Source organism: Actinocorallia aurea (genome assembly GCF_054783995.1).
This window is the reverse complement of sequence record NZ_BAAGPQ010000028.1, coordinates 64,211-87,214: the sequence shown is the minus strand read 5'-3', so window position 1 is coordinate 87,214 and position 23,004 is coordinate 64,211. Positions and strand designations below refer to the sequence as shown.

At 73.2% G+C, this 23,004-nt stretch carries 23 protein-coding genes and 3 pseudogenes; 11 read left to right on the top strand and 15 right to left on the bottom strand.

What is annotated here, in order from left to right:
• The first annotated feature begins 48 nt into the window (after nucleotides 1–48).
• From sigK to ACYVOM_RS31410, 3 genes are all read left to right on the top strand, one after another.
• The gene (gene sigK / locus ACYVOM_RS31420; RefSeq protein ID WP_460307182.1) at nucleotides 49–624 is read left to right on the top strand and encodes an ECF RNA polymerase sigma factor SigK; all 576 of its coding nucleotides are present in this window, start codon (nucleotides 49–51) and stop codon (nucleotides 622–624) included.
• Entirely contained in the window at nucleotides 621–1,313 is a 693-nt protein-coding gene (locus ACYVOM_RS31415) for an anti-sigma factor (protein WP_460307181.1), read from the top strand. Before sigK ends, ACYVOM_RS31415 begins: the two co-directional genes overlap by 4 nt.
• A gap of 118 nt (nucleotides 1,314–1,431) precedes the next feature.
• The gene (locus ACYVOM_RS31410) at nucleotides 1,432–2,271 is read left to right on the top strand and encodes a potassium channel family protein (protein WP_460307180.1); all 840 of its coding nucleotides are present in this window, start codon (nucleotides 1,432–1,434) and stop codon (nucleotides 2,269–2,271) included.
• A 174-nt stretch (nucleotides 2,272–2,445) separates the two neighbouring features.
• On the opposite strand, the gene ACYVOM_RS31405 is transcribed toward ACYVOM_RS31410, so the two are convergent.
• The 4 genes and pseudogenes from ACYVOM_RS31405 to ACYVOM_RS31390 all read right to left on the bottom strand — a co-directional run.
• Nucleotides 2,446–4,779, bottom strand: coding sequence for a phosphoketolase family protein (locus ACYVOM_RS31405; protein ID WP_460307179.1), 2,334 nt, complete (start codon nucleotides 4,777–4,779; stop codon nucleotides 2,446–2,448).
• A gap of 70 nt (nucleotides 4,780–4,849) precedes the next feature.
• Nucleotides 4,850–5,764, bottom strand: coding sequence for an amino acid kinase family protein (locus ACYVOM_RS31400; RefSeq protein ID WP_460307413.1), 915 nt, complete (start codon nucleotides 5,762–5,764; stop codon nucleotides 4,850–4,852).
• A 220-nt stretch (nucleotides 5,765–5,984) separates the two neighbouring features.
• Nucleotides 5,985–6,098: pseudogene (locus ACYVOM_RS31395) on the bottom strand (Atu4866 domain-containing protein); the annotation flags it as partial.
• Between the two features lie 155 nt (nucleotides 6,099–6,253).
• Nucleotides 6,254–6,334: pseudogene (locus ACYVOM_RS31390) on the bottom strand (hypothetical protein); the annotation flags it as partial.
• On the opposite strand from ACYVOM_RS31390, the gene ACYVOM_RS31385 reads away from it, so the two are divergent.
• Both ACYVOM_RS31385 and ACYVOM_RS31380 read left to right on the top strand, forming a co-directional pair.
• A complete protein-coding gene (locus tag ACYVOM_RS31385) occupies nucleotides 6,321–6,617 on the top strand; it encodes a hypothetical protein (protein ID WP_460307178.1) in 297 nt (98 codons plus the stop codon). The pseudogene ACYVOM_RS31390 and the gene ACYVOM_RS31385 overlap by 14 nt on opposite strands.
• A gap of 718 nt (nucleotides 6,618–7,335) precedes the next feature.
• On the top strand, nucleotides 7,336–9,015 hold the full coding sequence (locus ACYVOM_RS31380) for a YVTN family beta-propeller repeat protein (protein ID WP_460307177.1): 1,680 nt from the start codon (nucleotides 7,336–7,338) through the stop codon (nucleotides 9,013–9,015).
• 323 nt (nucleotides 9,016–9,338) lie between these two features.
• Here the strand turns inward: ACYVOM_RS31380 and ACYVOM_RS31375 are convergent, their stop codons facing one another.
• From ACYVOM_RS31375 to ACYVOM_RS31345, 7 genes are all read right to left on the bottom strand, one after another.
• Complete coding sequence (locus tag ACYVOM_RS31375; RefSeq protein WP_460307176.1) at nucleotides 9,339–9,950, bottom strand: hypothetical protein; 612 nt, start codon at nucleotides 9,948–9,950, stop codon at nucleotides 9,339–9,341.
• Between the two features lie 87 nt (nucleotides 9,951–10,037).
• Nucleotides 10,038–10,172: a hypothetical protein gene (locus ACYVOM_RS31370; protein WP_460307175.1), complete on the bottom strand. Its 135-nt coding sequence runs from the start codon at nucleotides 10,170–10,172 to the stop codon at nucleotides 10,038–10,040.
• 222 nt (nucleotides 10,173–10,394) lie between these two features.
• Entirely contained in the window at nucleotides 10,395–11,657 is a 1,263-nt protein-coding gene (locus ACYVOM_RS31365) for an ABC transporter permease (RefSeq protein WP_460307174.1), read from the bottom strand.
• Nucleotides 11,654–12,352, bottom strand: coding sequence for an ABC transporter ATP-binding protein (locus tag ACYVOM_RS31360; protein WP_460307173.1), 699 nt, complete (start codon nucleotides 12,350–12,352; stop codon nucleotides 11,654–11,656). Before ACYVOM_RS31360 ends, ACYVOM_RS31365 begins: the two co-directional genes overlap by 4 nt.
• The gene (locus ACYVOM_RS31355; RefSeq protein WP_460307172.1) at nucleotides 12,349–13,575 is read right to left on the bottom strand and encodes an efflux RND transporter periplasmic adaptor subunit; all 1,227 of its coding nucleotides are present in this window, start codon (nucleotides 13,573–13,575) and stop codon (nucleotides 12,349–12,351) included. The genes ACYVOM_RS31360 and ACYVOM_RS31355 overlap by 4 nt, the downstream gene beginning before the upstream one ends.
• Nucleotides 13,572–14,480, bottom strand: a complete 909-nt coding sequence (locus ACYVOM_RS31350; protein ID WP_460307171.1) for a hypothetical protein — start codon at nucleotides 14,478–14,480, stop codon at nucleotides 13,572–13,574. Before ACYVOM_RS31350 ends, ACYVOM_RS31355 begins: the two co-directional genes overlap by 4 nt.
• Before the next feature lie 28 nt (nucleotides 14,481–14,508).
• Entirely contained in the window at nucleotides 14,509–14,892 is a 384-nt protein-coding gene (locus ACYVOM_RS31345; protein ID WP_460307170.1) for a hypothetical protein, read from the bottom strand.
• A 288-nt stretch (nucleotides 14,893–15,180) separates the two neighbouring features.
• On the opposite strand from ACYVOM_RS31345, the gene ACYVOM_RS31340 reads away from it, so the two are divergent.
• On the top strand, nucleotides 15,181–15,570 hold the full coding sequence (locus ACYVOM_RS31340; protein WP_460307169.1) for a hypothetical protein: 390 nt from the start codon (nucleotides 15,181–15,183) through the stop codon (nucleotides 15,568–15,570).
• Nucleotides 15,571–15,640: 70 nt separating this feature from the next.
• Here the strand turns inward: ACYVOM_RS31340 and ACYVOM_RS31335 are convergent, their stop codons facing one another.
• Nucleotides 15,641–16,900, bottom strand: coding sequence for an FAD-dependent monooxygenase (locus ACYVOM_RS31335; RefSeq protein ID WP_460307168.1), 1,260 nt, complete (start codon nucleotides 16,898–16,900; stop codon nucleotides 15,641–15,643).
• 113 nt (nucleotides 16,901–17,013) lie between these two features.
• On the opposite strand from ACYVOM_RS31335, the gene ACYVOM_RS31330 reads away from it, so the two are divergent.
• Entirely contained in the window at nucleotides 17,014–17,550 is a 537-nt protein-coding gene (locus tag ACYVOM_RS31330; RefSeq protein ID WP_460307167.1) for a TetR/AcrR family transcriptional regulator, read from the top strand.
• Between the two features lie 134 nt (nucleotides 17,551–17,684).
• On the opposite strand, the gene ACYVOM_RS31325 is transcribed toward ACYVOM_RS31330, so the two are convergent.
• Nucleotides 17,685–18,161: a MarR family winged helix-turn-helix transcriptional regulator gene (locus tag ACYVOM_RS31325; RefSeq protein ID WP_460307166.1), complete on the bottom strand. Its 477-nt coding sequence runs from the start codon at nucleotides 18,159–18,161 to the stop codon at nucleotides 17,685–17,687.
• Nucleotides 18,162–18,254: 93 nt separating this feature from the next.
• Between ACYVOM_RS31325 and ACYVOM_RS31320 the strand changes: the two genes are divergently transcribed.
• The 4 genes from ACYVOM_RS31320 to ACYVOM_RS31305 all read left to right on the top strand — a co-directional run bounded on the left by ACYVOM_RS31320 (nucleotide 18,255) and on the right by ACYVOM_RS31305 (nucleotide 21,065).
• Nucleotides 18,255–18,593 carry an antibiotic biosynthesis monooxygenase family protein gene (locus tag ACYVOM_RS31320; RefSeq protein WP_460307165.1) on the top strand — a complete coding sequence of 113 codons (339 nt, stop codon included), beginning with the start codon at nucleotides 18,255–18,257 and terminating at the stop codon, nucleotides 18,591–18,593.
• Nucleotides 18,590–19,237 carry a DsbA family oxidoreductase gene (locus ACYVOM_RS31315; protein ID WP_460307164.1) on the top strand — a complete coding sequence of 216 codons (648 nt, stop codon included), beginning with the start codon at nucleotides 18,590–18,592 and terminating at the stop codon, nucleotides 19,235–19,237. The genes ACYVOM_RS31320 and ACYVOM_RS31315 overlap by 4 nt, the downstream gene beginning before the upstream one ends.
• 71 nt (nucleotides 19,238–19,308) lie before the next feature.
• The gene (locus ACYVOM_RS31310) at nucleotides 19,309–20,859 is read left to right on the top strand and encodes an MFS transporter (protein WP_460307163.1); all 1,551 of its coding nucleotides are present in this window, start codon (nucleotides 19,309–19,311) and stop codon (nucleotides 20,857–20,859) included.
• Nucleotides 20,856–21,065, top strand: a complete 210-nt coding sequence (locus ACYVOM_RS31305) for an SDR family oxidoreductase (protein ID WP_460307162.1) — start codon at nucleotides 20,856–20,858, stop codon at nucleotides 21,063–21,065. The genes ACYVOM_RS31310 and ACYVOM_RS31305 overlap by 4 nt, the downstream gene beginning before the upstream one ends.
• Nucleotides 21,066–21,218: 153 nt before the next feature.
• Here the strand turns inward: ACYVOM_RS31305 and ACYVOM_RS31300 are convergent.
• Together ACYVOM_RS31300 and ACYVOM_RS31295 are read right to left on the bottom strand one after the other, a co-directional pair.
• Nucleotides 21,219–21,615 (bottom strand): annotated as a pseudogene (locus ACYVOM_RS31300) (DUF6069 family protein).
• A gap of 178 nt (nucleotides 21,616–21,793) precedes the next feature.
• Nucleotides 21,794–22,984: a glycerate kinase gene (locus ACYVOM_RS31295; protein WP_460307161.1), complete on the bottom strand. Its 1,191-nt coding sequence runs from the start codon at nucleotides 22,982–22,984 to the stop codon at nucleotides 21,794–21,796.
• Nucleotides 22,985–23,004: the final 20 nt, after the last annotated feature.

The window sequence follows — 23,004 nt, the reverse complement described above, 5'->3', positions numbered from 1 at the left end:
CCCGGGGCGGCCCCGGCCCTCCTGACCAGACGACACGAGACGGAACCCATGAGCGAACCGCTTCACCTGTTCCCCGTCCCGGAAGCCGACGCGCTCACCGGGCTCGTCCAGCGCGTCGCGCGCGGAGACCGGAAAGCCTTCGAGGAGCTGTACGGGCTGGTCGCCGGCCCGGTGTACGGCACGGTGCTGCGCGTGGTCCGCGATCGGGCGCAGTCCGAGGAGATCGCCCAGGAGGTCCTCGTCCAGATCTGGCGGCAGGCCGCGCGGTACGATCCGGCGAAAGGACGGCCGATGACCTGGGCGCTCACCCTCGCGCACCGCCGCGCCGTCGACCGGGTGCGCAGCGCCGACGCCGCCGCCGACCGGGAACGGCGCGCCCACCTGCCCGACCGCGACCACGACCATGTGGCCGAGGAGGTCGAGGACCGGCTGGAACACGAGCGGGTCCGCCGCTGCCTGGACGGCCTCACCCCGCTGCAACGCGAGACGGTGACGCTCGCCTACTACTCCGGGTACACCCATCCGGAGGTCGCCGAGCTGCTCGACGTGCCGCTCGGCACCGTCAAGACCCGGATGCGCGACGCGCTCATCCGGCTGCGCGACTGCCTGGGAGCCGACCGGTGAACGACGACCACGGCCTCATCGGCCCCTACGTCCTGGACGCCCTCGACGACACCGACCGCCACCGCTTCGAACGGCACCTCACCGGCTGCGCCGTCTGCCGCGAGGAACTGGGCGGCCTGCGCGCGACCGCGGCCAGGCTCGGCGCCGCCGCGGCGGTCCGGCCTCCGGCCGCGTTGCGCGACCGCGTCATGGCCGAGACGGCCGTGACCCGCCAGCTCCCCCCGCGCATCCTCACCCGGCCGCGCCTGCGGCGCTGGACGCCTCCCGCGCTCCTGGCCGCCGCGGCGCTCATCGCCGTGGCCCTGTTCGCAGGCGTCTCCGGCGTGGGCCGCGGTCCGGAGTCCCCGGCCCGCTCCGGCATCGACACCGTGCTGGCCGCACCCGACGCCCGCACCGTCACCGGTGGCCTCGACACCGGCGGGACCGCCACCGTCGTCGTCTCCCGGAGCCTGGACAGGGCCGTCGTCATGACCTCCGGTCTGCCGGACGCGCCGCACCGCCACGCCTACGAGCTCTGGCTCATGGGCCCCGGCGACCCCCGCCCCGCCGGCCTCCTCCACGACCCGTCCGGCTCCCACCTCATGCCCGCGCTCACCGACGCCACGCATCTCGGCCTCACCATCGAGCCCGACACCGGATCGGCCGCGCCCACGACCCCGCCCCTGCTGGTCCTCCGCCTTCCGGCCTGACCCGCGGCCCGACGTCCCGGGGGGCGGTTCCGGAATGACTGGCAGATCCCCGGTCCATCAGTAAATGCTCCGGCCCGGGGGTGACGGACGCCGTTGCGGCTTGGCAGTATCGGGGCGTATGAGCGGGAACGGACGCGAACAGCGCCGGCAGGCCTGGGAACGCAAGATGGAGTGGCCGCTGCTCGCGGCGGCGCTGGCGTTCCTCTTCTCCTACGCGATACCCATTCTCCTGCCCGGGGTCTCGCCCGGCGTCAGGCGGGCCGCCGAGGTGCTCTTCCTCCTGGTGTGGGCGCTGTTCGCCCTCGACTACGCCGTGCGCCTCGTCCTGGCCCGCGATCGGTGGAAGTTCGTCCGCGGCTCCCTGTTCGACCTGGCCCTGGTCGTCCTGCCGCTGTTTCGGCCGCTGCGCATGCTCCGCCTCGTCGTCGTGTTCAACGTGATCAACCGACGCGCCCAGATGACCCTGCGCGGACAGGTCCTCACCTACGTCGTCGGCTCGGCCGTCCTCGTCGTCTTCCTGGCCAGCCTCGCGATCCTGGACGCGGAACGCGCCAACCCCGACGCCAACATCCGCGGCCTAGGCGACGCCCTGTGGTGGTCGCTCACCACCATCTCCACCGTGGGCTACGGCGACCGCTACCCCACCACCGCCGACGGCCGCATCACCGCCGCCCTGCTCATGCTCGCCGGCATCGCCCTCATCGGTGTGATCACCGCGTCCCTGGCCTCGTGGTTCATCGAGCACCTCCAGGACGTGCAGCGCGAAGAGGAGCGCACCAACACCGCCCTCACCGAGGTACTCGCCGAACTCCGCCTCCTCCACGACCGCCTCGACCGCCTCGAACAGGGCACGGCCACCGGGCCCGCGCACGACGGCCCGCCCCCGGCCCTCCCCGGAACCGCGGACCACCTCGATCCGGTCGCCTCCGCGAACGGCGGCGCCCTGCCGGACCCGTGAGGCGCGGCTCAGCCCGCGCAGGTGAGGACGGGGATCGCGGTGGCCAGGAGGGCCGACAGGGTCTGGTCTCGGCGGGGGGCGGGCCGCGGCCTCGCCGCTGCGGTCGAAGAACGCCTCCCGGACGTCCACCCGGACCAAGGGCGCGGTCCTCGGCCGACGCCTCCACCAGGACGGTCAGGTGGCCGTGGGCCAGATCCAGGAGGTGACGGAGGGGGCGTCCTCGCCGTGGGCGCGGGTGTGGGCGCGGGCGTCGCGACGGGCGTCGGCCATGCGCTGGCGGACGGCGGCGGCGGGGACGCCGAGGCCCGGGACGCGGTCGACGACGTCCATGACGAGGTGGAAGCGGTCGAGGTCGTTCAGCATCACCATGTCGAACGGCGTGGTGGTGGTGCCCTCCTCCTTGTAGCCGCGCACGTGCAGGTTCGGGTGCCCGCGGCGGCGGTAGGTGAGCCGGTGGACGAGGTACGGGTAGCCGTGGAAGGCGAAGATGACGGGCTTGTCGACGGTGAACAGCGCGTCGAACTCGGCGTCGCTCAGGCCGTGCGGGTGCTCCGAAGGCGGCTGGAGGCGCATCAGGTCGACCACGTTGACGACCCGGACCCTGAGGTCGGGCAGATGCGTGCGCAGCAGGTCGGCGGCCGCCAGGGTCTCCAGGGTCGGGACGTCCCCGGCGCAGGCCAGGACGACGTCCGGCTCGCCCTCGCACGACGCCCACTCCCACACGCCGATGCCGCGCTCGCAGTGCCGGGCGGCGTCCTCGGGGGACAGCCACACCGGTGCGGGCTGCTTGCCGGCGACGATCACGTTGATCGTGTCGCGGGTGCGCAGGCAGTGGTCGCCGACGGCCACCAGGGTGTTGGCGTCCGGCGGCAGGTAGACCCGCACGATCTCGGCCTTCTTGTTCATGACGACGTCGAGGAATCCGGGGTCCTGGTGGGTGAACCCGTTGTGGTCCTGGCGCCACACGTGCGACGACAGCAGGTAGTTCAGGGACGCGATCGGCCGCCGCCAGGGCAGCCCGCGGGTGACCTTCAGCCATTTGGCGTGCTGGTTGAACATCGCGTCCACGATGTGGATGAACGCCTCGTAGCTGTTGAACAGGCCGTGCCGTCCGGTCAGCAGGTAGCCCTCCAGCCAGCCCTGGCACAGGTGCTCGCTCAGCACCTCCATCACCTGGCCGTGCGGCGCGAGGTGGTCGTCGGTCGGCAGGATCTCGGCCTGCCACGCCCGGTCGGTCACGTCGAAGACGTCCGACAGCCGGTTGGAGGCGGTCTCGTCGGGGCCCATGATGCGGAAGTCGCCTGGGTTGGCGGCGACGACGTCGCGCAGGTAGCGGCCGAGCACACGGGTGGCCTCGGCCGTCTCGGCGCCCGGCGCCGCCACCGGGACCATGTGCGAGACGGGGTCCGGCAGCCGCAGGTCGCGCAGCAGGATCCCGCCGTTGGCCTTGGGGTTGGCGCTCATCCTCCGGTCTCCCTCGGGGCTCTGCCCGGTGACGAGCGGGACGGGGCGCCCCAACTCGTCGAACAGCTCCTCGGGCCGGTAGGAGCGCAGCCACTCCTCCAGCTGGGCGAGCCGGGCGGGGTCCTCCCGCACGCCGGTCAGCGGCACCTGGTGGGCCCGCCACGTGCCCTCGACGGGCAGGCCGCCGACGGTCCTCGGCCCGGTCCAGCCCTTGGGGGTGCGCAGCACGATCATCGGCGACGGGCGGCGCCCGGCCCGACCGGCGCGGGCCTCCCGCCGGATACCGTCGATCTCGTCGAAGACCTCGTCGAGGGTGCGGGCCAGGAGCGCGTGCACCTCCTCCGGGTCATCTCCGGCGACGACGTACGGACGGTGCCCGTACCCCTCCATCAGGGCGAGCAGTTCGCGTTCGGGGATCCGGGCCAGTACCGTCGGGTTGGCGATCTTGTAGCCGTTGAGGTGCAGGATCGGCAGCACCGTGCCGTCGGTGCGCGGGTCGAGGAACTTGTTGCTGTGCCACGACGCGGCGAGCGGGCCCGTCTCGGCCTCCCCGTCCCCCACGATGCACGCGACGACGAGCCCGGGATCGTCCAGCGCCGCGCCGTAGGCGTGGGCGAGGGAGTAGCCGAGCTCACCGCCCTCGTGGATGGAGCCGGGCGTCTCGGGGGCGACGTGGGACGGCACCCCGCCGGGGAACGAGAACTGGTGGAACAGCCGGGCCATGCCCTCGGCGTCCTGGGACACGCCCGGGTAGACCTCGGAGTAGGCGCCGTCGAGCCAGGCTCCGGCGACGGCGGCGGGGCCTCCGTGGCCGGGGCCCATGATGTAGATCATGTCCTGGTCGCGTTCGCGGATGATCCGGTTCAGGTGGGCGTAGCAGAGGTTCAGGCCGGGCGAGGTGCCCCAGTGGCCCAGCAGCCGCGGCTTGATGTGCTCGGGGGCCAGCGGCTCGCGCAGCAGCGGGTTGGCCAGTAGGTAGATCTGCCCGGCGGACAGATAGTTGGCGGCGCGCCACCAGGCGTCGATCGCCTTCAGGTCGGTCATCGGTCCTCACTCGTCGTGCCGTGGCCGGGCCGCCGTGTGGCGGCCCGGCCGTCCTCGGGCGGGAGGGCGGTCATGCGGAGGTCTCGGAGGCCGCGGGCAGGCTGATGCGGGTCCCGGCCCGCCCGGCCACCAGGTCGGGTGCGTCGCCGAGCGCGCCGATCGCCGCCAGAACGCCGGGCCTGTGCTCGGCGAAGCGGCAGGCGGCCTCGGCCTTCGGGCCCATCGACCCGGCGGGCAGGTCGAGCGCGCGCACCCGCGCGGGCGTGGCGCGGCCCACCGGCTCGGCCGCGTCGGTGCCGTACCCGGCGATGACGTTCGGGACGTCGGTGAGCAGCAGCAGCACCTCGGCGCCCAGCCGCTCGGCCATGAGCGCCGAGGTGAAGTCCTTGTCGACGACCGCCTCCACCCCACCCGTCCCGTCGGACCTGACCGGAGCGCCGCCCCCTCCCCCGGCGACGACGACCCAGCCGGCGTCCAGCAGCAGTCCGGCGGCGGGCAGTTCCACCACGTCCAGGGGCGCGGGCGACGGCACGACCCGGCGCCAGGCGTCCCCGTCGCGGGCCACCGCCCAGCCGCGCTCCCCGGCCAGTCTCCCGGCCTCCTCGCGGGTGTACTGGCGGCCGATGAACTTGGTCGGGCGCTCGAACGCCGGATCGTCGGCGGCCACCACCGTGTCGGTGAGCAGGGCGACGACCCGGCGCCCCGGGAGGGCCGAGCGCAGCGCGCGGACCAGCCAGGAGCCGATGAGGCCCTGGGTCTGCGCGTTGAGCGCGTCCAGCGGGTAGGGCACGCTGAGCGCCGGGTCCGCGGCGCTCTCCAGCGCCAGCATGCCGATCTGCGGGCCGTTGCCGTGCGTGATGAGCAGTTCGTGCTCGGCGGCCAGCGGTGCGAGCGCCGCGACGGCCTCGGCCACGTGCGCGAGCTGCACCGCGGCGTCGGGCCGCTCCCCCCGCCGCAGCAGCGCGTTGCCGCCGAGCGCGGCCACGATCCTCAATCCGGGCTCCTTCCGGTCGGCGCCGGACACCGGGAGGCCCGCCGCCCGGGCTCCCCGCTGCTCTCCGCCCTACCCATTCCACGCCGTGCCTCCCGCCCCCGGACAGGGTCCAAGGTCCGCGACGCGGGCACCGACCGGCCTTCCTCACCTGGACCCGCGGGCACGGTTCCGGGGACGGCGCCGCGGCCGCGCGGAGCCGTCCCCGAGCGGGTCAGAGCTCGCGGTAGAGGACGAGGTGCTCGTGGTAGAGGACGCCGTCGCGGACGTCGCCGGTGGCGGTGAAGCCGAGGTCGTCGTAGTAGTCGATGTGGTCGCCGGTGACGGTGTAGCGGCCGGTCTAGGCGCGCTCGCGGCCGTCGCGGGCCTCTTCGTAGCGGCCGGTGGGCAGGAGTTCCTGGCGGATGCGGCCGTCGGCGGTGGGAGGTCCTCGGCGCCCACCAGCAGGAGGTCGGCCTGCTTGCCGGGGGTGAGGGATCCGGTGGTGCCGCCAAGGCCGATGCTGCGGGCGCCCGAGAGCGTGGCGAAGTCCAGGACGTCCGCGACGCCGATGCGCCGGGGCACCGCCCTCGTCCTCCTCGCGGTCACCCTGGAGTTCCTCGTCGACGGACGGCCCCTGTCGATCGCCGGGACCGCGCTGCGCCTCGCCGAGTCCTACGCCGGCGGCATCGCCATCGGCGCCGCCGTCGCCCACCTGCTGATCCCGCTGCGCCGCCGCCCTCACCGTCCCCGCCACCACCGCGACCGGCGCGTCGACCACCGAGCAGACGAGGCCGCGACGCCACGGCGGCCTTCGCCCACGCCCCGCGCGACCGCGAGGCCGGCTCGTGGAGATGGTGCCGGGTGACAAGGCCCGCCTCGACCCCCGGATGCGGCGCCACCTCGCACGATCCACGCGCCCGGTGCCGTCGGCCGCATGCGCGACTCGCCGGCCGAGTGGGCGGCCACCTCCGGGCCGCGGCGTTCCAGACGGTGGCCGAGGAGGCGGCGGTCATAGCGGCGGACGCTTGCTCGCGAAACGTTCAGACAACAGCACGAGTGGCCGGTATACGGCGATAAAGCCGTTAGCCAGCTGCCACGAATCCCAAAGATGAACTTTCCTCCTGATCGTCCGCACAGGTGGGAGGCCTGTGGGAATGCCGTGCACTGCCGACGGCTCGCGCCGCGAGGATCCCGTCGGTGGAATCGTATGCCGAGGGGAACGGCGGACTCCGGAACGGTTGACATGGGCGCGGGCGAGCCGTCCCGGCCTCCCGTCTCGCGCGCTGCGGTTATGGTCCGGCGGATATCACTCCATCGGCCAGAGTCGCACAAAGTTACGATATCTGACTGCTTGTGGCGCATGATGCCGCGTGTGATCCTGCGGAAGGACAACTCAGGGCGCACGGAAGACTCCTCCTGGTGATGGTGGTGCCATGGGGGACGCCATCTCCGCTCGCCCTGGGGTCGAGATCGCTGCCGTACCGGGCGGCCTCGCATGTCTGGAATCGACCGCGCCTTCCCCGGCCCCATGGGCCCTCCCCCCGGGCCCACCGGCGAGGGCGCGGAAGCCGAGAGGAGCCCCCTTGTCCCCGATCACCCCTGCCCGCCGTCCCTGGCAGGCAGCGCGCAGGCGTCTCACCGCCCTGGCCACGGGATTCGCCCTGGCCGCCACCGGCCTGACGGTGCTCGCCACGCCCGCCCACGCCGTCGGCCCGGGCGCGACGGCCTACGTCACGAACCTGCGAGGCAACTCGGTCTCGGTCATCGACGCCACCACCGGCACGGTCACCGCGACGATCCCGGTCGGGGCCTTCCCCTCGGACGTGGCCGTCTCCCCGGACGGCTCCGAGGTCTACGTCACCAACCAGGGCTCCAACAGCGTCTCCGTCATCGACGCCGCCACCGCCACGGTGGCGGCCACCATCCCGATCTCCCAGGTACCGGGCCCCGTGGCCTTCGCCCCGGACGGCGCCCATGCCTATGTGGGCGTCAGCCTCGGCGGAGGAGCCCAGGGAGTCCGGGTAGTCGACACCGCCACCCGCACCGTCAGCGCGACCGTCGCCGTCACCGCCCAGCCGTTCGACATCGCGGTGACCCCCGACGGCGGCAAGGCGGTCGTCGCCGGCTTCGTCGGGAGTGCCGTCTCGGTCATCGACACCGCCACGAACACCGTCACCGCGACCATCACCGGCCCCGGCGTCCAGACCCCTGCCGGCGTGGTGATCAGCCCCGACGGAACGCACGCCTACACCGCCAACTACAACAGCAACAACGTCTCCGTCATCGATCTCGCCACCAACGCGATCACCGGCACCGTCCCCGTGGCCGGCGGGCCGCAGGGTGTGTCGATCAGCCCGGACGGCGCCCACCTGTACGTGGCCGCGGCCGGGGCCGGCTCCGTCGCCGTCATCGACACCGCCACCTCCACCGTCACCGCCACCATCCCGGTGGGGAACTCGCCCGCGGGGGTCCGCGTCGACCCGGCCGACGGCACCGCCTACGTCACCAACGCCGGCGCCGACAGCGTCTCGGTCCTCGACCTCGACACCAACACGGTCACCGCCACCATCGCCGTCGGCGACACCCCCTACAACGTCGACGTCTCCCCGGCGGCGCCCGTCGTGACCGGCGTGGCCCCCGACACCGGGCCCGCGGCCGGCGGCACCGCCGTCACGATCACCGGCAGCCACCTGTACAGCACCAGGGCCGTGAAGTTCGGCGGCACCCCGGCCACCGACGTGACCGTGGTCGACGCCACGACCGTCACCGCGACCGCCCCGGCCCACGCCGCGGGCACCGTGGACGTCACCGTCACCACCGCGGCCGGCACCAGCGCCACCGGCAGCGCCGACCAGTACACCTACCTCCCCGAGCCCAAGGCCGACATCGACGTCGACCTGACCGCCCAGCCGCACCTCGGCATCCTCGTGCCCTACCTGACCTACACGCTCACCGCCCGCAACACCGGCCCCGACGCCGTCACCTCGGCCACCCTCACCGCCACCCTCCCGTCCGGTGCGACCGCCACCCATCTCCCGGCCGGGTGCACCTCCGCGGGTAACACCGTGACCTGCGTCTACGGAGCCATCGCCGACGGAGCCGGTGCCGGCAAGGCCTTCCGGGTCCCCCTGCACCTGCTCTCCCTCGGCAACGTCACCGTCACCGGCGTCCGCACCACCAGCGCCCCCACCGACCCGGACGCCGCCGACGACACCGCCTCCAAGACCTGCCACGTCATCTCGGTCATCCTCGCCACCTGCTGACCGACCCCAGCGGTACCGCGGCCGGGACCCGACGGGTCCCGGCCGCCCCGGCAGGCAGGCGCGACCGGCGCCGAGAACACGAACCCCGCGCAGGCCGGCCACGGGCGTGGTGGCAGCCGACCGCCGTTCCGTGACCTCAGGAGGGACGGAGCCGGGCGTGCTTCGCGTCAGCAGGCGGCCAGGACCGCAGCGTGCTCCGCGTCGGTGACGGGCTCCGGTCCGGTGGTGCCATCGCCTCGTCCAAGAGCGTCTCCGCGACCCGGAGCACCCGCAGCCGGGCTCCCGGGCCGGGGCGTTCAGGGATGCTCCGGAGCGCACGCGGTTCAGGCGCGTGCCGATCGCCGGTGGCGGAGGAGCAGGGCACGGAGCAGGGCCGCGGCGGCGGCCGCGTTGCGGGTCGTCGAACCCTGGCCCTCCGCGAAGGCGGTGAGGGCGGTCGGAAGGTGGGTGAGGCGGACCGCGCGGTTCCACTCGGGCAGACGTGCTCCGCAGCCCCGGCTCTGCGAGAAGTCCTCCGTGCGGACGTCCGGCGGGGGCAGCCTGACGTGGTCGTAGCCGACGGCCGCGGGAAGCACGTCGAGGAGCCCCTCGGGGGCGGCCCCGGCCCTGCGCCGGGCCGCGTCCTCGCCGCGCAGCCAGGCCACGGCCCCCGCGCCGCCGATCCACAGGACCGCGGCATCCGGCCCGTACCAGCTCGTCCCGGTTCCGTAGAGCGCGCTCGGCCGCCCGGCCCCTTCGGCCCTCCGCGCCCAGAGGAGGGCGGCGCCCACGGCGTCCACCACGCGGCCGCCCTCAGCGGGACCGACGATGAGGAACGCCTCGCGCTCCTCGTCGTCCCGGGGACTCAGCTCGCGCAGTCCGGCCGCCCGTGCGGCGAGTTCGTCCGCCCACGCGACGGCGAGCGCCGCGTCATCCGGCGCGTGCAGGCCCTCCACCAGAGCGAGCTCCTCGCCGATCCCGTCGAGTTCGGCCAGGTAGGCGGTGGCCCGTGCGAGCCGGTACGCCGCGACCCGGGCGTCCCTTCAATAGGCGGGATCGGCCGCGACCTCCGCGAGCCGCGCCGCCTCCTCGCACAGTCCCCCGGCCACGACGTCCTCCACGGCCTCCCCGTACATCCGCCTGCACCGCTCCAGCGAGCTCTCCGCCTCCCCGCGCAAAGCACACCCCTTCCCTCCGACGGGCTCCGCCCTCGGCGCCGGGCCCTCCTCCTCCGACGCCGCAGAAGAGGCGCGTGTTCGCATGCCACCCGAGAACCCTCGGGTGCCTCCGGGTGCCCGGCTGGAAGGACACGCTCGCCGACCCCGGCGAGGAGAAGGTCTTCGCCCTCTTCCACCCCGCGCGGGCGCCCGTGCCGCCGACCCGGGCGGCGGCGGGCCCGCTCAGCGCTGCAACGCCTCGATCGGGTCGATCCGCCCCGCCCGCCACGCCGGGTACAGGCCCGCGACCGCGCCGGCGACGGCACCTGCCACGGGTGCCGCCGACGTGAGCAGCGGATCCACCACGGGCGGCCAGCCTTTGAGGGCGCAGAGCAGCGACGTGAGGGCGAGGCCGAGCGACGTGCCGATCACCGCGCCGAGACAGCCCAGGACGGCTGTCTCCGCGAGGAGCAGCGCCATGATGTGGCCGGGCGACGCGCCCGTCGACCGGCGCAGCCCGATCTCGGCCCTCCGCTGCATGACGGACAGGAGCATCGTGTTGGCGATGGTGATGATCCCGATGGCGAACGCCACTCCCGCGATGGCCAGCAGCAGGGTCGTCACCGGCCCGCTGATCTGCTCCCGCAGCCGGGTCGGATCAGGCGGTGCGGCCGCCTGGATGCGCGAGGGATCGAGCACGGAGATCGCGTACGGGCCCTGGCGCGCGATCGTCTGCGCGGCGCCCGGACTCGTGCGCACCACCACGGTCGGCGAGGGCGGGTCGCTGACGAAGAGCCCCGCCACCGCCGGCGGGACGATGACCCGGGCCAGCAGGTGCGCGTCACCGGGCGCGTCCCCGACGATGCCGACGACCGTCAGCCGGACTCCCCCGACGTAGATGACGGGCGCGAGGCCGACGTCGGTCATGCCGAGCTGCTCCGCCGCGTGGACCCCCAGGAGGGCGACCCGGTCGGCGCGCCGGACCATGCCGTCGTCGTAGAGCCGGCCGTCGGACACCTTCGCGCCGAGCACGTCCAGCGCTCCGGGAGTAGCGCCGGCGAGCGCGAGCCGGGTCGCCGCCGATCCGTTGCCGGCCGACGGCGCGACCCTGCCCACGGAGTAGGTGTCGCCGCCCACCTCCCAGACGAGCCCGGCCGCCCGCACGCCGCTCAGCGCTCTGAGCGCCGACTCCGAGTCCGTGCCGATGACGGGCTCGGCGTCCGGATCGGGCGAGGTGTCGGAGAACGTGACGAGCGTGGCCCGCTGGGCGTCGAAGACGGCGGTCACCGCTCCGTTCGCCGAAAGCCCCAGATTGATCGTGGTGATCACGGTGGCGACCGCGAGGATCGTGCCGAGCGAGGTGAGGAACGAGCGGAAGGGAGCGCGGGCCGCGGACTTCACGGCCTCCGCCAGGGCGTCCCGCACGGTGAGCCTGCTCGCGGGGATGCCGAGGCCCGCGAGCGCCTGCGCCGAAAGCCTCTTGGCCCGGCGGCCCGTCGCGCTCACCGCCCGATCTCCGCGCCGGCCGAGTCGCGGACCGCGCCGTCGTCGAGCAGCAGGCGCCGGGGCAGCGCCGCGGCGATCTGCAGGTCATGGGTGACGACGACCACGGTCAGGCCGAGGAGGTTCAGCTCGCCGAGGAGTGCCATGACCAGGTCGGAGTTGCGCGCGTCGAGGCTGCCCGTCGGCTCGTCGCAGAGCAGGACGCGGGGTTCCTGCGCAAGCGCCCTGGCGATGGCCACGCGCTGGCGTTCGCCTCCGGACATGGTGCCGGGCAGGGCGTCCAGCCGGTGGCCCAGCCCGACCTTCTCCAGCGCCTCCACGGCCGCGCGCCTGCGCGCCTTGCGGGAGACCCGCCTGCTCAGCAGCCCGAGTTCGGCGTTCTCCGCGGCGGTCCTGTCCGCGAGCAGGTGGTAGGCCTGGAACACGAAGCCGAACTGGGCGCCCCGCAGGGCCGTCACCGCGTTCTCGGTGAGCGTTCCGGTGTCCACGCCGCGGACCAGATACCGGCCCTCGGTGGGGCGGTCGAGCAGTCCGAGCACGTTGAGCAGGGTGGACTTGCCGGATCCCGACCTGCCGACGATCGCCGTCATCTCGCCCGCGTCGATCCGCACGGACACCGGCTTCAGCGCGGGCACCGGTGGCGCACCCGGGTAGGTGACCGCGGCGCCGTGCAGCGCGAGTTCGGGCTCCCGGCTCATGGGCTGCTCGGCCCGGCCGTCGTGCCCACCAGCACCGGGTCCCCCTCGTCCAGTTCTCCTTCGACCGGCGTGACGGCCTGGCGCCCGCCGATCGACTGCCCGAGCCGTACCTCGACGGATCTGCGGGCCCCGCCTTCCACGACGGTGACGAACGTGCGCCCCGACGCGTCGGTCGAGATCGCGGCGATCGGGACGATCAGGGATTCCTCCGTCGTCCGCCCGCCGCCGATGGTCACCGCGACGTTCTCCCCCGCCATCGACAGCGGGGCGGCGCCCAGCGGGGCGAACCGCACGGCGTACGAGGGCACCCCCGCCTCGATCTTGGGCCGTGCGGCGATGGCGGCCACGCGCAGGCGCACGGTGTCCCCGCTGATGCTCGACTTCGCCACGGCCTTGGTGCCGACCTTCAGCGTCTCCCTGGTTCCGGCGTCCACGGTCCCGGTGAGCACGAGCCGGCCCGTCCCGATCTTGGCGAGGGTGCCGTCGTCCTTCACCAGGGAGCCCTTGCGCACGGGCAGGGCCACGACCCGCGCGGGCAGGCGCGGGACGAACACGACCTGTCCGCGCAGGACGACCGGCCCGGATGGCGCCCGCTCCGTCTGCGCCTGCCCGAAGGGTTCCTCCGGTTCCTCCGCCGCCCCGGCTTCTGGTGCGGTGGAGGGGGTGTCGGCCGCCGTCGCGGGCACGACCCCCGCCGCGCGGGCCAGGGCCGCGACCGCCGCCGCGGTCCCCGGGCCGAAGACGCCGCGAGTGTCGCCTCCGATCGGATGCCCGACGGAGCGGAGCCCGTCCTGCAGCTGCTCCACGTCGACGCCCTTCGTCCCCCGGACCATGTCGCGGAACGCGGGGACATCCCCCTCGAACACGAAGACGGGCTGCTCGGCGACGGTCATCAGGAGCGTTCCCGCGCCGATCCGCTGCCCTCGCTCCACCCGTACCGCGGTGACCACGGGCAGGGACGCGCCGAGGCCCGTCGGCACCTTCACCAGCACGGGATCGACTTCCGTGACGTCCGCGCGGATGACCGTCTCGGCGGAGAGGACCCCGGACTCGACGTCGACGGTGATCACCGACTCCTTCGGCGGCGCGGCGTCGGCCGCCCGCTGCTGCGGCGAGACGAACTGCCGGCTGAGCAGCACGGCCCCCGCCGCGCTGACCACCGCGACGAGGAGCAGCACGAGCAGCGGCTTCGCCGACTTCGGGCCGGTGAGCCGACTCGTCACCTGGTCACGCCGAATTCGCCCTCGGCGGCCTGGAGCTGCTGGTCCGCCTCGTTGATCAGAGTCTGGACCGCTTCGAAGTGATCCTGGAAGAACGCGCCCTGGGCCGCGGTGGTCCTGCCCTCCAGTGTCTCCATCACCGGTGTCGCGCACCGGACGAAGATCGGCACCCAGCGCTCGTTCAGCGTCTTGCGCGCGGCGTCGTCCGCCGCGCTGGCCATCAGACCCGTGTGCCAGCCGAGGAACCCTCCGAAGGCCTCGGAGGACGCGGTCGTGCGCACGAGGGAGACGTCGGCGCCTTCCTTCTCCATGCACGAGCGGAAGGTGGGAAGGAGCGCGCGCACGGGTTCGGACGCCTGTTCCCGCAGAACGACGGTCCACCAGGAATCGATGAGCGCCGCGTTCTTCTGCCTGGCCGGGAAGAGCTTTTCGGCCTCCTGCGCGCACGTCTCGGTGGCCGCCGCCTCCGCCTTCTCCTCCGGAGTCGACGGGGGAGGCACATCGGGGAAACTGACGTCGGGCACGATCAGATTATTGGCGGCCATCCATTTGAGATCGGGAAAGTCACCCGTGTTCAGGTTGGCGACGAGATCCAACGTCTCGCGATCGGCCTGGGGAGCGCCCGGCAAATCGCCGTTGAATCCGGCCTTGGCCATGCATTTCGCCTGGGCCACTCGCTTGACCTGATCCACCGCCGAAAGGTATTTGCCTCCGTCGATCCGCTGCGCCGCGCTGGCGGGAAAGAAATGGTGGAGCGCCTGGAGGCCCGTTACCGAGGCCCCCTCGAACTGACCGGCCCCCGCGCTGCGGGGGGCGTCGTCGGCCGCGGGGCTGCAGGCGCTGAGGAACCCCAGCGCCGCAGCCGCGGCCATCAACCTCGCCTTGCGGCGATGCGTGCGGAACCGCATGGATGATGGACCTCAGGAATCTTCGTCGCTAGCGGTTCACGTAGGCGGTGCCGTTGGTCGTGCTGAGCACGTGCATGGGCGCGCCGGTCGTGATGTTGCTGATCAGGACCCGCAGGCCCGTCCAGGAAGCCGTCACGGTGTAGTTGCCGGAGCCCAGGGCCCAGCTGCCGTCGGACTTCTGGTAGTTCGCTCCGTAGTTGCCGCCGTACTGCACGTCGACCAGGTTGAAGTCGTTGCAGCCGGGGGCGGCCTTGTAGTAGAGCTTCCCGTTGCGGACCCCGATGTGCGTGGTGGTGCCCGAGTCGGCGACGCCGCAGTAGTACGGCGCCGCGCTCGCGGCCTGCGGCGTGACGGCGACCACGGCGGCCGCCGCCGCGGCGACCGCGAGCCCGGTGGTGACGTTCTTGCTCATGCGAGAAGTGCTGCTCTGCGTGCGGGGCAAGGCTCTCTCACTTTCCTGAGGGATGATGCAAGACGTTTGGACACACGAACGGAAAATGCAAATTTCCGTCCGCAATGATCCGCGCACAAGTTACCCGAAGCACTTAAGCCGGTTCAACTTGACTTCCTGCCGCACACCACCATCCATTCGATTGACCCACTCCGATTTCCACCTCGACCAGCCTTCATGACCTACCGTCACGATTCATCGCACCGTTTCGGACACCCCCGCCCGCGTATACGGATCCCCCTATCGATCTTGAACGGAACGAACGACACAGAGAAATTGCCCGCACCCGGTACCTGCAGAGCCCTGCTTGCGGGCACCCGCTCCGGCCGCCCCGGCAACGAGGCGAATCCGAGGACTGTCGCCGCCCTGGTGGCGATACCCGGACCGCCGATCCAGCGCCGGGCGGCACACCGTGCCGAGGAACGCGCGGAGGTCGCGGGTGAGGAGTTCATCGATGACATGAAGGACGTGGCACTCCCCGCCGATGACCTGGGCGACGGGATTCCGCCGATGGAGTTCCCGGAGCACATGCCGGGCCATCTGGAGATCACCGACGCCGGCATGCGCATCGTGGTCCCCGCCGCCGAGGTGGCGGAGATGAACGCGTCTGCGATGCCGGACTGGGCGCGATCCTGTTGACCAGCAGCAGCGCCGCCTTCGCCGCGGGCGCGATCACGCTGGTCGCCTGCTTCGGGTTCACCGCGAACGCCTACGTCTGCAAGGGCCTGGCCGGGAGGATCGGGGCGATCGTCTCACGCCCCGATCCTCCCCTACCCCGGCACCCGCCCATCTCGTCGCCGCGGCCGACGGGAGTAGGGCGGGAGGGGGTGGGGGGGGTCTTGGGGCGGGTGAGGCGTTCGAGGGCGCCGAGCGTGTTCAGCAAGGAGAGGCGGGCCAGGGTGTTGCGCAGGTGCCGGCCGGCGGCGGTCTTGGGGACCATGAGGCGGACGTTGGGGCCGATCCGCTGCTTCCTGTCGACCAGGGGGCGGTGGGCGGTGTCGTAGCGGGCGAAGGCGATGCGGTGGTCGCCGGCGGCGATGGCGAGTTCTCCGGCGAGGCGGTAGGCGCCGACCAGGGCGAGTTCGGCGCCCGCGCCTGAGGCGGGCGAGGCACACCAGGCGGCGTCACCGACGAGCGCGATCCGTCCGCTCGACCATGAGTCCATCCGGACCTGTCCCAGGGCGTCGAAGTAGAAGTCCGGGTCGGCCAGCGCCGAGGCGAGCAGTTCCCGGGTCCGCCAGGACGTGTCGCCGGCGAACCGCGCGCCGATCAGGCGCTTGTGCTCGGCGACGTCGCGGTGGTCGTAGTCCAAAGGCGCCGAGCGGAACATGAAGTACGCCTTGGCCTGCGCGTGGTTGCCGGAGCGGTAGACACCGGTCATCGCGCCCGGGGTGTTGAACATCGTCACCCACCGGTCCTCGCCGAGCGAGGCGTCGGCGTCGGCGAAGGCGAAGTAGTGGTCCTTGAAGTCGATGAACCGCTCTTCGGGGCCGAAGGCGACCCGGCGGACGGCGGAGTGCATGCCGTCGGCGCCGACGACCAGGTCGAAGCGGCGGGCGGGCGCGTGCTCGAAGGTGGCCGTCACGCCGTCGTCGTCCTGCGCCAGGCCGCGGACGGAGTCGCCGAACAGGTACTCGGCGTCGGTCACCTCGTGCAGCAGCGCGACCAGGTCGCCGCGCATGATCTCGACGGATGCGGGGTCCCGGGTGTCGATGCGGGCGACGGCCCGGTCGGCGGCGTCGACGAACTTCATGCCCTGGACATCGGTGGCGAGTCCACGGATCCGCGGCATGATCCCCATCCGCTCGGCGACCTCGACGGCCTGGTCCCGCACGTCCACCCCGTTGCCGCCGGTGCGAAGGCCGGGGGCGCGCTCGACCACGGTGGGGTGGAAGCCGTGCCGGGCCAGCCAGTGCGCCAGGGTCAGTCCGGCGATACTCGCGCCCGAGATCAGGATGCGCTGGTTCATGGGCTCTCCCTCGCGGTAAGCTAACTGAAATGCACGTTCCAGTTGAGTATGTGGAAGGAACGTTTCAGTTGTCAACGCCCGAAGAAGCCGGACGAGGCCGAAGGGCCGACGCCGTGCGCAACAAGAAGCTCGCCCTCCAGGCGGCCACCGAACTGCTGGCCGAGCCGGGCGGCAGCCTCACGGTCGAGGCGATAGCGAAGAAGGCCGGCCTGGGGACCGCGACCGTGGTGCGGGCCTTCGGCGGCAAGGAGGCCCTGCTCGACGCCGCGGTCGCCGGCCTGCTCGCCCCGGTGGTCGACCGCGCCGGGCAACTGCTGGAGCAGACCGGACCCGAGCGGGCCCTGCGCACCTTCCTGGCCGAGCTGATCGCGTTCCAGTCCGCGCACCACGCCGTCAGCAGCCTGCTCGACGGCCTGGAGGCGCCGTCCACGACGGCCCTGCGCCGGCGGCTGGTGGGCGCCGTGGAGGAGATGATCGCCGGCGCGCGGCGGGACGGCGCGATCCGCACCGACCTCGACACCGGCGTCCTCGTCACCCTCGTCGGCCGGACCGCCTTCGCGATCGCGCAGGGGCGGCCCGCGTCCGAAGAGGTCGTGCACGCCTACCTCGCCGTCCTGATGGACGGGCTCCGCCCGCAGCAGCCCGAGTAGCGTCCGCGGTCGCAGCGCACCCCATGACCTGCCTCATGGGGTGCGCCGGAACCATGCCGGGCCGTGCTCAGGGTCGTTGGCCCGGTGGCCCGGCGCGAGGAGTCACCCGAGCGCGATCCGCGGCAGGCGGAGGATCAGAGGCCGCACTCGGAGTCGGACGTGGTGGGGTTGGCGGCGGTGAGGCGGTTGAGGACCTGCGCGGTGCGGCGGAGTTCGTCGCTCGCCAGGTGGTCGGCGAAGAAGGCCGACACGACGGCGTCGACGATGGGCTGGGCGGTGGCGAGCAGGTCGCGTCCGGCGGGGGTGAGCTCGGCGAAGGTCGCCCGGCGGTCGGTGGGGGGCGTGGTCCGCACCACCCAGCCGTCCTTGGTCTCCATCTTGGTGACCAGCCGGGTGGCGCCGCTGCGGGAGATCATCAGTTCGGCGGCCAGCGGGGCCATCCGCAGCCGTCCGCCGGACCTGTCGAGGGCGGCCAGCACCTCGCGTTCGAAGTAGGTCAGGCCGAGCTCGGCGCGCAGCCGGTTGTTGATGTGGGCGAAGAGCAGTGAGTCCGCCCGGTAGAGGGCCTGCCACGCGGCCAGTTGGTCGTTCGTCGCCCGCCTCGTCGCCATCGCAGGAGTCTACAAGCAGACCATTGACACGTGAACTGTCGCCCGATTAGCGTTCACGGGAGAATCATTCACATGTGAACTGTTGGAGCGGGGTTGGCGCACACGGAGTTCTGCACGGTCCTCGACCACGCCGTCGACGGGCCGACGGCGCAGCAGGGGCTCATCGACGCCCTGGCCGCCGTCCACGGACGCGGGCTGGGCCACCGGCCGGGCTACCTGTCGACGCGGTTCCTGGCGAGCGCCGACGGCCGCCGGGTGCTCGGCATCGTCCGGTGGAGATCCGAAGCCGACTTCCGGGCCTTCGAGGCCTCGCCCGACAACGCGACGGTCATGGCCGACGTCCAGCGCGCGCTCGACGGGGTGCCCGGCCTGAGCGGCACGCACGTCAGCCGGTACCGGCTCGCCCGCGAGATCGGACCGAAGAGCCCATGACGGAGGATCGGATGCGGATCGAGGTCTACGCCGACGTGCTCTGCCCCTGGAGCTACATCGGGAAGCGCCGACTGGAGCGGGCCCTGTCGGGCGCCGAGGGCGCCGACCGGATGCGGGTCGTGTGGCGCAGCTACGAACTGTCCCCGGACGAGGGAAAGGTCCCCGGACGCAGCGCCGCCGAGGCCCTGCTGGAGTGGCGGGGAGCCGAAGGGCCGGCCCGGATCGAGCTCATCCACTCCCTCGGCCGTGCCGACGGCCTCCCGCTCGACCTGCACGCCGCCCGCCCGGTCAGCACCTTCGACGCCCACCGGCTCATCCACCTCGGCGCGGCCCACGGGCTGGCCGACCAGACGGTGGAACGCCTGCTGCACGCCTACCTGGTCGAGGGCCTGAACGTCGCCGACCACGGGGTGCTCGCCAGGCTGGGCGCCGAGGCGGGCCTCCCGCCCGAGGCGGTCTCCGAGGTGCTGGCGGGCGACGCCCACGCCGCCGACGTCCGCGCGGACGAGCGCCGTGCCGCGCGGCGCGCGGTCACCGGCGTCCCGATGCTGATCGTCGGCGAAGGCCCCCCGGTCACGGCCATCCAGCCCCCCGAGGACCTGCGCCGGTTCCTCGAGGACGCGCTCGCGGCCACGGGCGGCTGAGCCTCCTTCGCCCGCGCACCGACGAGAAGAACGACACCCGGCACCCGCCCGACGAACCCGGAAGGGGCACGATGGTCACCGCCGCGCCGCGCGCGACCGCGCGGGAATGGACCGGTCTCGCCGTCCTCGCCTTGCCCACGCTCGTGATCGCGCTCAGCATGACGGTCCTGCACCTCGCCGTTCCCGAGCTGAGCGCCGCACTGCGCCCGAGCTCCACCCAGCTGCTGTGGATCATCGACGTCTACGGCTTCATGATCTCCGGTCTGCTCATCGCGATGGGCACGGTCGGCGACCGGATCGGCCGCCGCAGACTGCTGACGATCGGCGGCGGCGCCTTCGGCCTCGCCTCCGCGACTGCCGCGTTCGCCCCGACGGCGGAGGCCCTCATCGCGGCCCGCGCCCTGATGGGCGTCACCGCCGCGACCCTGATGCCCGCCACGATGTCCCTGATCCGGACCATGTTCCAGGACCCCCGGCAGCGGGCGGTGGCGGTGAGCGTGTGGATCTCCTGTTTCACCGGCGGCGCCGCCCTCGGCCCCGTCCTCGGCGGCGCGCTGCTGGAGCGCTTCTGGTGGGGCTCGGTGTTCCTGCCCGCCGTGCCGGTGGCGGCGCTGCTGGTCCTCGCCGGCCCGCGGCTGCTGCCCGAGGACCGCGATCGGCGGCCGGGCGACATCGACCCCGCGAGCGTGGCCCTGCTGCTCGCCGCGATCCTCACCGTCGTCTACGGGCTCAAGCAGTCGGCGGCCCACGGGGTGGCGGCCGTTCCCTCGCTCGCCGTCCTGCTCGGCCTGTCCGTCGGCACGGTCTTCGTGCTGCGCCAGCGCGCCCTCACCGTGCCACTGCTGGACCTGCGGCTGTTCGCCAACCGGTCGTTCGGCACGGCACTGGGCACCCTCGCCCTGGTGATCGCCGCGATGTCGGGGATCCAGTTCTTCGTCGGCCAGTACCTGCAGACCGTCGTGGGGCTCTCCCCGCTCCAGGCCGGTCTGGTGATGGTCCCCAACGCGCTCGCCGGGATCGCGGGCACCATGCTCGCCCCCGTCCTCGCCCGCCGCATCGCCCCGGCCCGGCTGATGGCCGCCGGTCTCCTGTGCGCCGCCGCGGGCCTGGCGCTCTTCGCCCGGGTGGGGCCGGACTCCGGCTACGGCCTGGTGATCGCGGCCGGCACGGTGATGTCGGTGGGCTTCGGCCCGACCCTGGCCCTGGGCAACGACCTGATCCTGGGCATGGTCCCGGCCCGTCAGTCCGGAGAGGCGTCGGCCATCGCCGAGACCGGCGCCGACCTCGGCGTCGCCCTGGGCATCGCGTTCATCGGCGGCGCCGGACTCGCCGTCTACCGGGCCGACCTCGCCGCGCACCCCCCAGCTGGCGTGCCCGCCTCCGCCCTCGAAGCAGCCCGCGACACCGTCGGCGGCGCGTTCGCCACCGCGGGCGAGCTGCCCGGCCGGACCGGCGACGCACTGCGCGAGGCAGCGGCCCTCGCCTTCACCCACGGCATGCGCCTCACCGCGACCATCGGCCTCACCGTGGCCCTCACCCTCACCCTCGTCGCCGCCTTCCTCCTCAGCCCTTCCACCGAGTCCACCGAGTCAGCCGGCCTGAGGCCCGAGTCCGACGGATGACCCTCACGACAGGTGAAACCACGCGACACACGCCGCTCGACGCCTCCCCGGCCGGGCGCATGGGCACCCCCGGCGACATCGCCGCCGCCGCGGCCTTCCTCCTCGGACCCGACGCCGTCTTCATCACCGGCACCGACCTGCTCGTCGACGGCGGCGCCGTCGCAGCCATCCGCCTCAACGCGGCCCGGTCGGCGCACAACGGCTGACCCGCACGCGACCGCACCGCCTCTCGGGAGATCGGGCCCGCATCACCCGCGCGGGCGGTCGGGCGCCTCGAGCGGGGGCAGGTCGCGTACCTCGGCCGGGCCCTCGGGGCGGGCGCAGGGCCCGGCGCGGGGTCGTCGTCGGAGCGGAACAGGTCAGGTGGGCAGGCTGCGGGCGACGGCCGGGATCACGATCGCGGCGGCGACCAGGTGCGTCAGCATCAGCAGCGCCTTCGTGGCCGCAGACGCGTCCGCGAGCATCCGGTACCAGTGACGGCGCGGTGAGCACGACCGTGGCGCGGACGAACGCCGCCCGCGGACGGCGGGCCCAGCGGACCAGCGCCAGCGAGAGCGCCAGGCTTATCAGCGAGAAGAAGACGGTCAGCATGGCGAACCCGGCCACCGGAATCGGCTCACCGCCGACATCGAGGCTGATCCCGGCGAACTCCCCCACCGCGGCGACCGTGGCGGACGCCGCGGCGGCCACCGCCGCGGCGACCAGACCGCGCACGACCAACGACCTCACGGAAACGGTCAGGCCAACGGAGATCATGCACCTCCCATGAGCGGCGACCGGCCGTCGCCGGTCCTCACCCATACGTCGAACGGCCCCGCCCGGAATCGACACGAATCACAGACCCGCCCGATGCACGTTCCACCGGCCTCTCCCCTGACCCGCAAGAGGAAGCACCCCGACCGGCCCTGCCGACCGACCGGGCGTTCCGTCGCCGCTATGCCCGGTGCTGCTCGGGGGCCGATGTGCTTGTGGGGCGGGGTCTGTTCAGGGTGGTGGCGATGCGCTGGCCGATGGTGTGGAGGAGGGGGCGGGTTCGGGTGAAGGAGGTCCGCGGGTCGCCGGCCAGGGCGAGGAGGGAGTGGGTGCCGGTGACGTCCAGGAGGTGCGGGTTCGAGACGGCTATGTCGCCGGCGACGAGGGTGACGGGGACGCCGGCGCGGCGGGACAGGGTCAGGGCGCCGTAAGGGGCCTTGCCGCGGAGGGACTGGTCGTCGAAGCGGCCTTCGCCCACCACGCACAGGGCGGCGTTCTGGAGGAGGCGGGCCAGGTCCAGTTCGGCCAGCATGAAGGCGGAGCCCTGGCGCCATCGGGCGTTCAGGGCGGTGAGGGCGGCGAAGCCGGTGCCGCCGGCGGCACCGGCTCCGGGGCTGGATCTGTGGTCCTGGGCGGTGTGCAGGACCATCAGGTCGGAGAACCTCTCCAGTCCGGCCTCCAGCCGTCTGATCTGGGCGGGGTCGGCGCCCTTCTGCGGGGCGAAGACCTGGGCGGCTCCTTCCGGGCCCAGGAGCGGGCTGTCGACGTCGGCGGCCAGGACGAACTCGACGGAGGACAGCCGGCGGTCGAGGCCGGACAGGTCCAGGGAGGTGACGTCGCGCAGATAGCCGCCGCCCAGGGGCAGCCGTGCGCCGAACTCGTCGTGGAGTCGCGCGCCCAGGGCGGCGAGCATGCCCGCGCCGCCGTCGGTGGTGGCGCTGCCGCCGACGGCGAGGACGATCTCGGTGCAGCCGAGGTCGAGTGCCCGGCCGATGAGCTGGCCCGTCCCATAGGTGGTGGAGGTGAGTGGGGCTCCCCCGGCGTCCGGGACCAGGTCGAGGCCGGACGCCTGGGCGAGTTCGACGACCGCTCTGGTGCCGCGGACGGCGAGGGACGCCGAGACCGTCATGCCTTCGAGCGGGCCCATGACGGTGACCGGGACGAGGGAGTAGCCGACGGTGGCCAGGGCCGCGGCGGTCCCCTCTCCCCCGTCGGCGAGGGGCCGTTCGACGACCGTCACCCCTGGGGCGGCCGCCCTGATCCCCGCGGCGAGCCACGAGCACGCCTGCGCGGCCGTCGCCGATCCGCGGAACTTGTCGAGGCAGACCACGACGGTCCCCGGGTGCGGGGGACGGGAAGGGGGGACGGTCATCGGTCCGGCCTTTCTTCGGT

Excerpts from the sequence above, each read along its gene's own strand:
- ACYVOM_RS31315 (WP_460307164.1), top strand. The coding sequence starts at position 18,590 with ATGACGGAGGATCGGATGCGGATCGAGGTCTACGCCGACGTGCTCTGC.
- ACYVOM_RS31350 (WP_460307171.1), bottom strand. The coding sequence starts at position 14,480 with ATGCGGTTCCGCACGCATCGCCGCAAGGCGAGGTTGATGGCCGCGGCT.
- sigK (WP_460307182.1), top strand. The coding sequence starts at position 49 with ATGAGCGAACCGCTTCACCTGTTCCCCGTCCCGGAAGCCGACGCGCTC.
- ACYVOM_RS31295 (WP_460307161.1), bottom strand. The coding sequence starts at position 22,984 with ATGACCGTCCCCCCTTCCCGTCCCCCGCACCCGGGGACCGTCGTGGTC.
- ACYVOM_RS31345 (WP_460307170.1), bottom strand. The coding sequence starts at position 14,892 with ATGAGCAAGAACGTCACCACCGGGCTCGCGGTCGCCGCGGCGGCGGCC.
- ACYVOM_RS31325 (WP_460307166.1), bottom strand. The coding sequence starts at position 18,161 with ATGGCGACGAGGCGGGCGACGAACGACCAACTGGCCGCGTGGCAGGCC.
- ACYVOM_RS31405 (WP_460307179.1), bottom strand. The coding sequence starts at position 4,779 with ATGACCGACCTGAAGGCGATCGACGCCTGGTGGCGCGCCGCCAACTAT.
- ACYVOM_RS31310 (WP_460307163.1), top strand. The coding sequence starts at position 19,309 with ATGGTCACCGCCGCGCCGCGCGCGACCGCGCGGGAATGGACCGGTCTC.
- ACYVOM_RS31335 (WP_460307168.1), bottom strand. The coding sequence starts at position 16,900 with ATGAACCAGCGCATCCTGATCTCGGGCGCGAGTATCGCCGGACTGACC.
- ACYVOM_RS31385 (WP_460307178.1), top strand. The coding sequence starts at position 6,321 with ATGCGCCGGGGCACCGCCCTCGTCCTCCTCGCGGTCACCCTGGAGTTC.
- ACYVOM_RS31410 (WP_460307180.1), top strand. The coding sequence starts at position 1,432 with ATGAGCGGGAACGGACGCGAACAGCGCCGGCAGGCCTGGGAACGCAAG.
- ACYVOM_RS31360 (WP_460307173.1), bottom strand. The coding sequence starts at position 12,352 with ATGAGCCGGGAGCCCGAACTCGCGCTGCACGGCGCCGCGGTCACCTAC.
- ACYVOM_RS31305 (WP_460307162.1), top strand. The coding sequence starts at position 20,856 with ATGACCCTCACGACAGGTGAAACCACGCGACACACGCCGCTCGACGCC.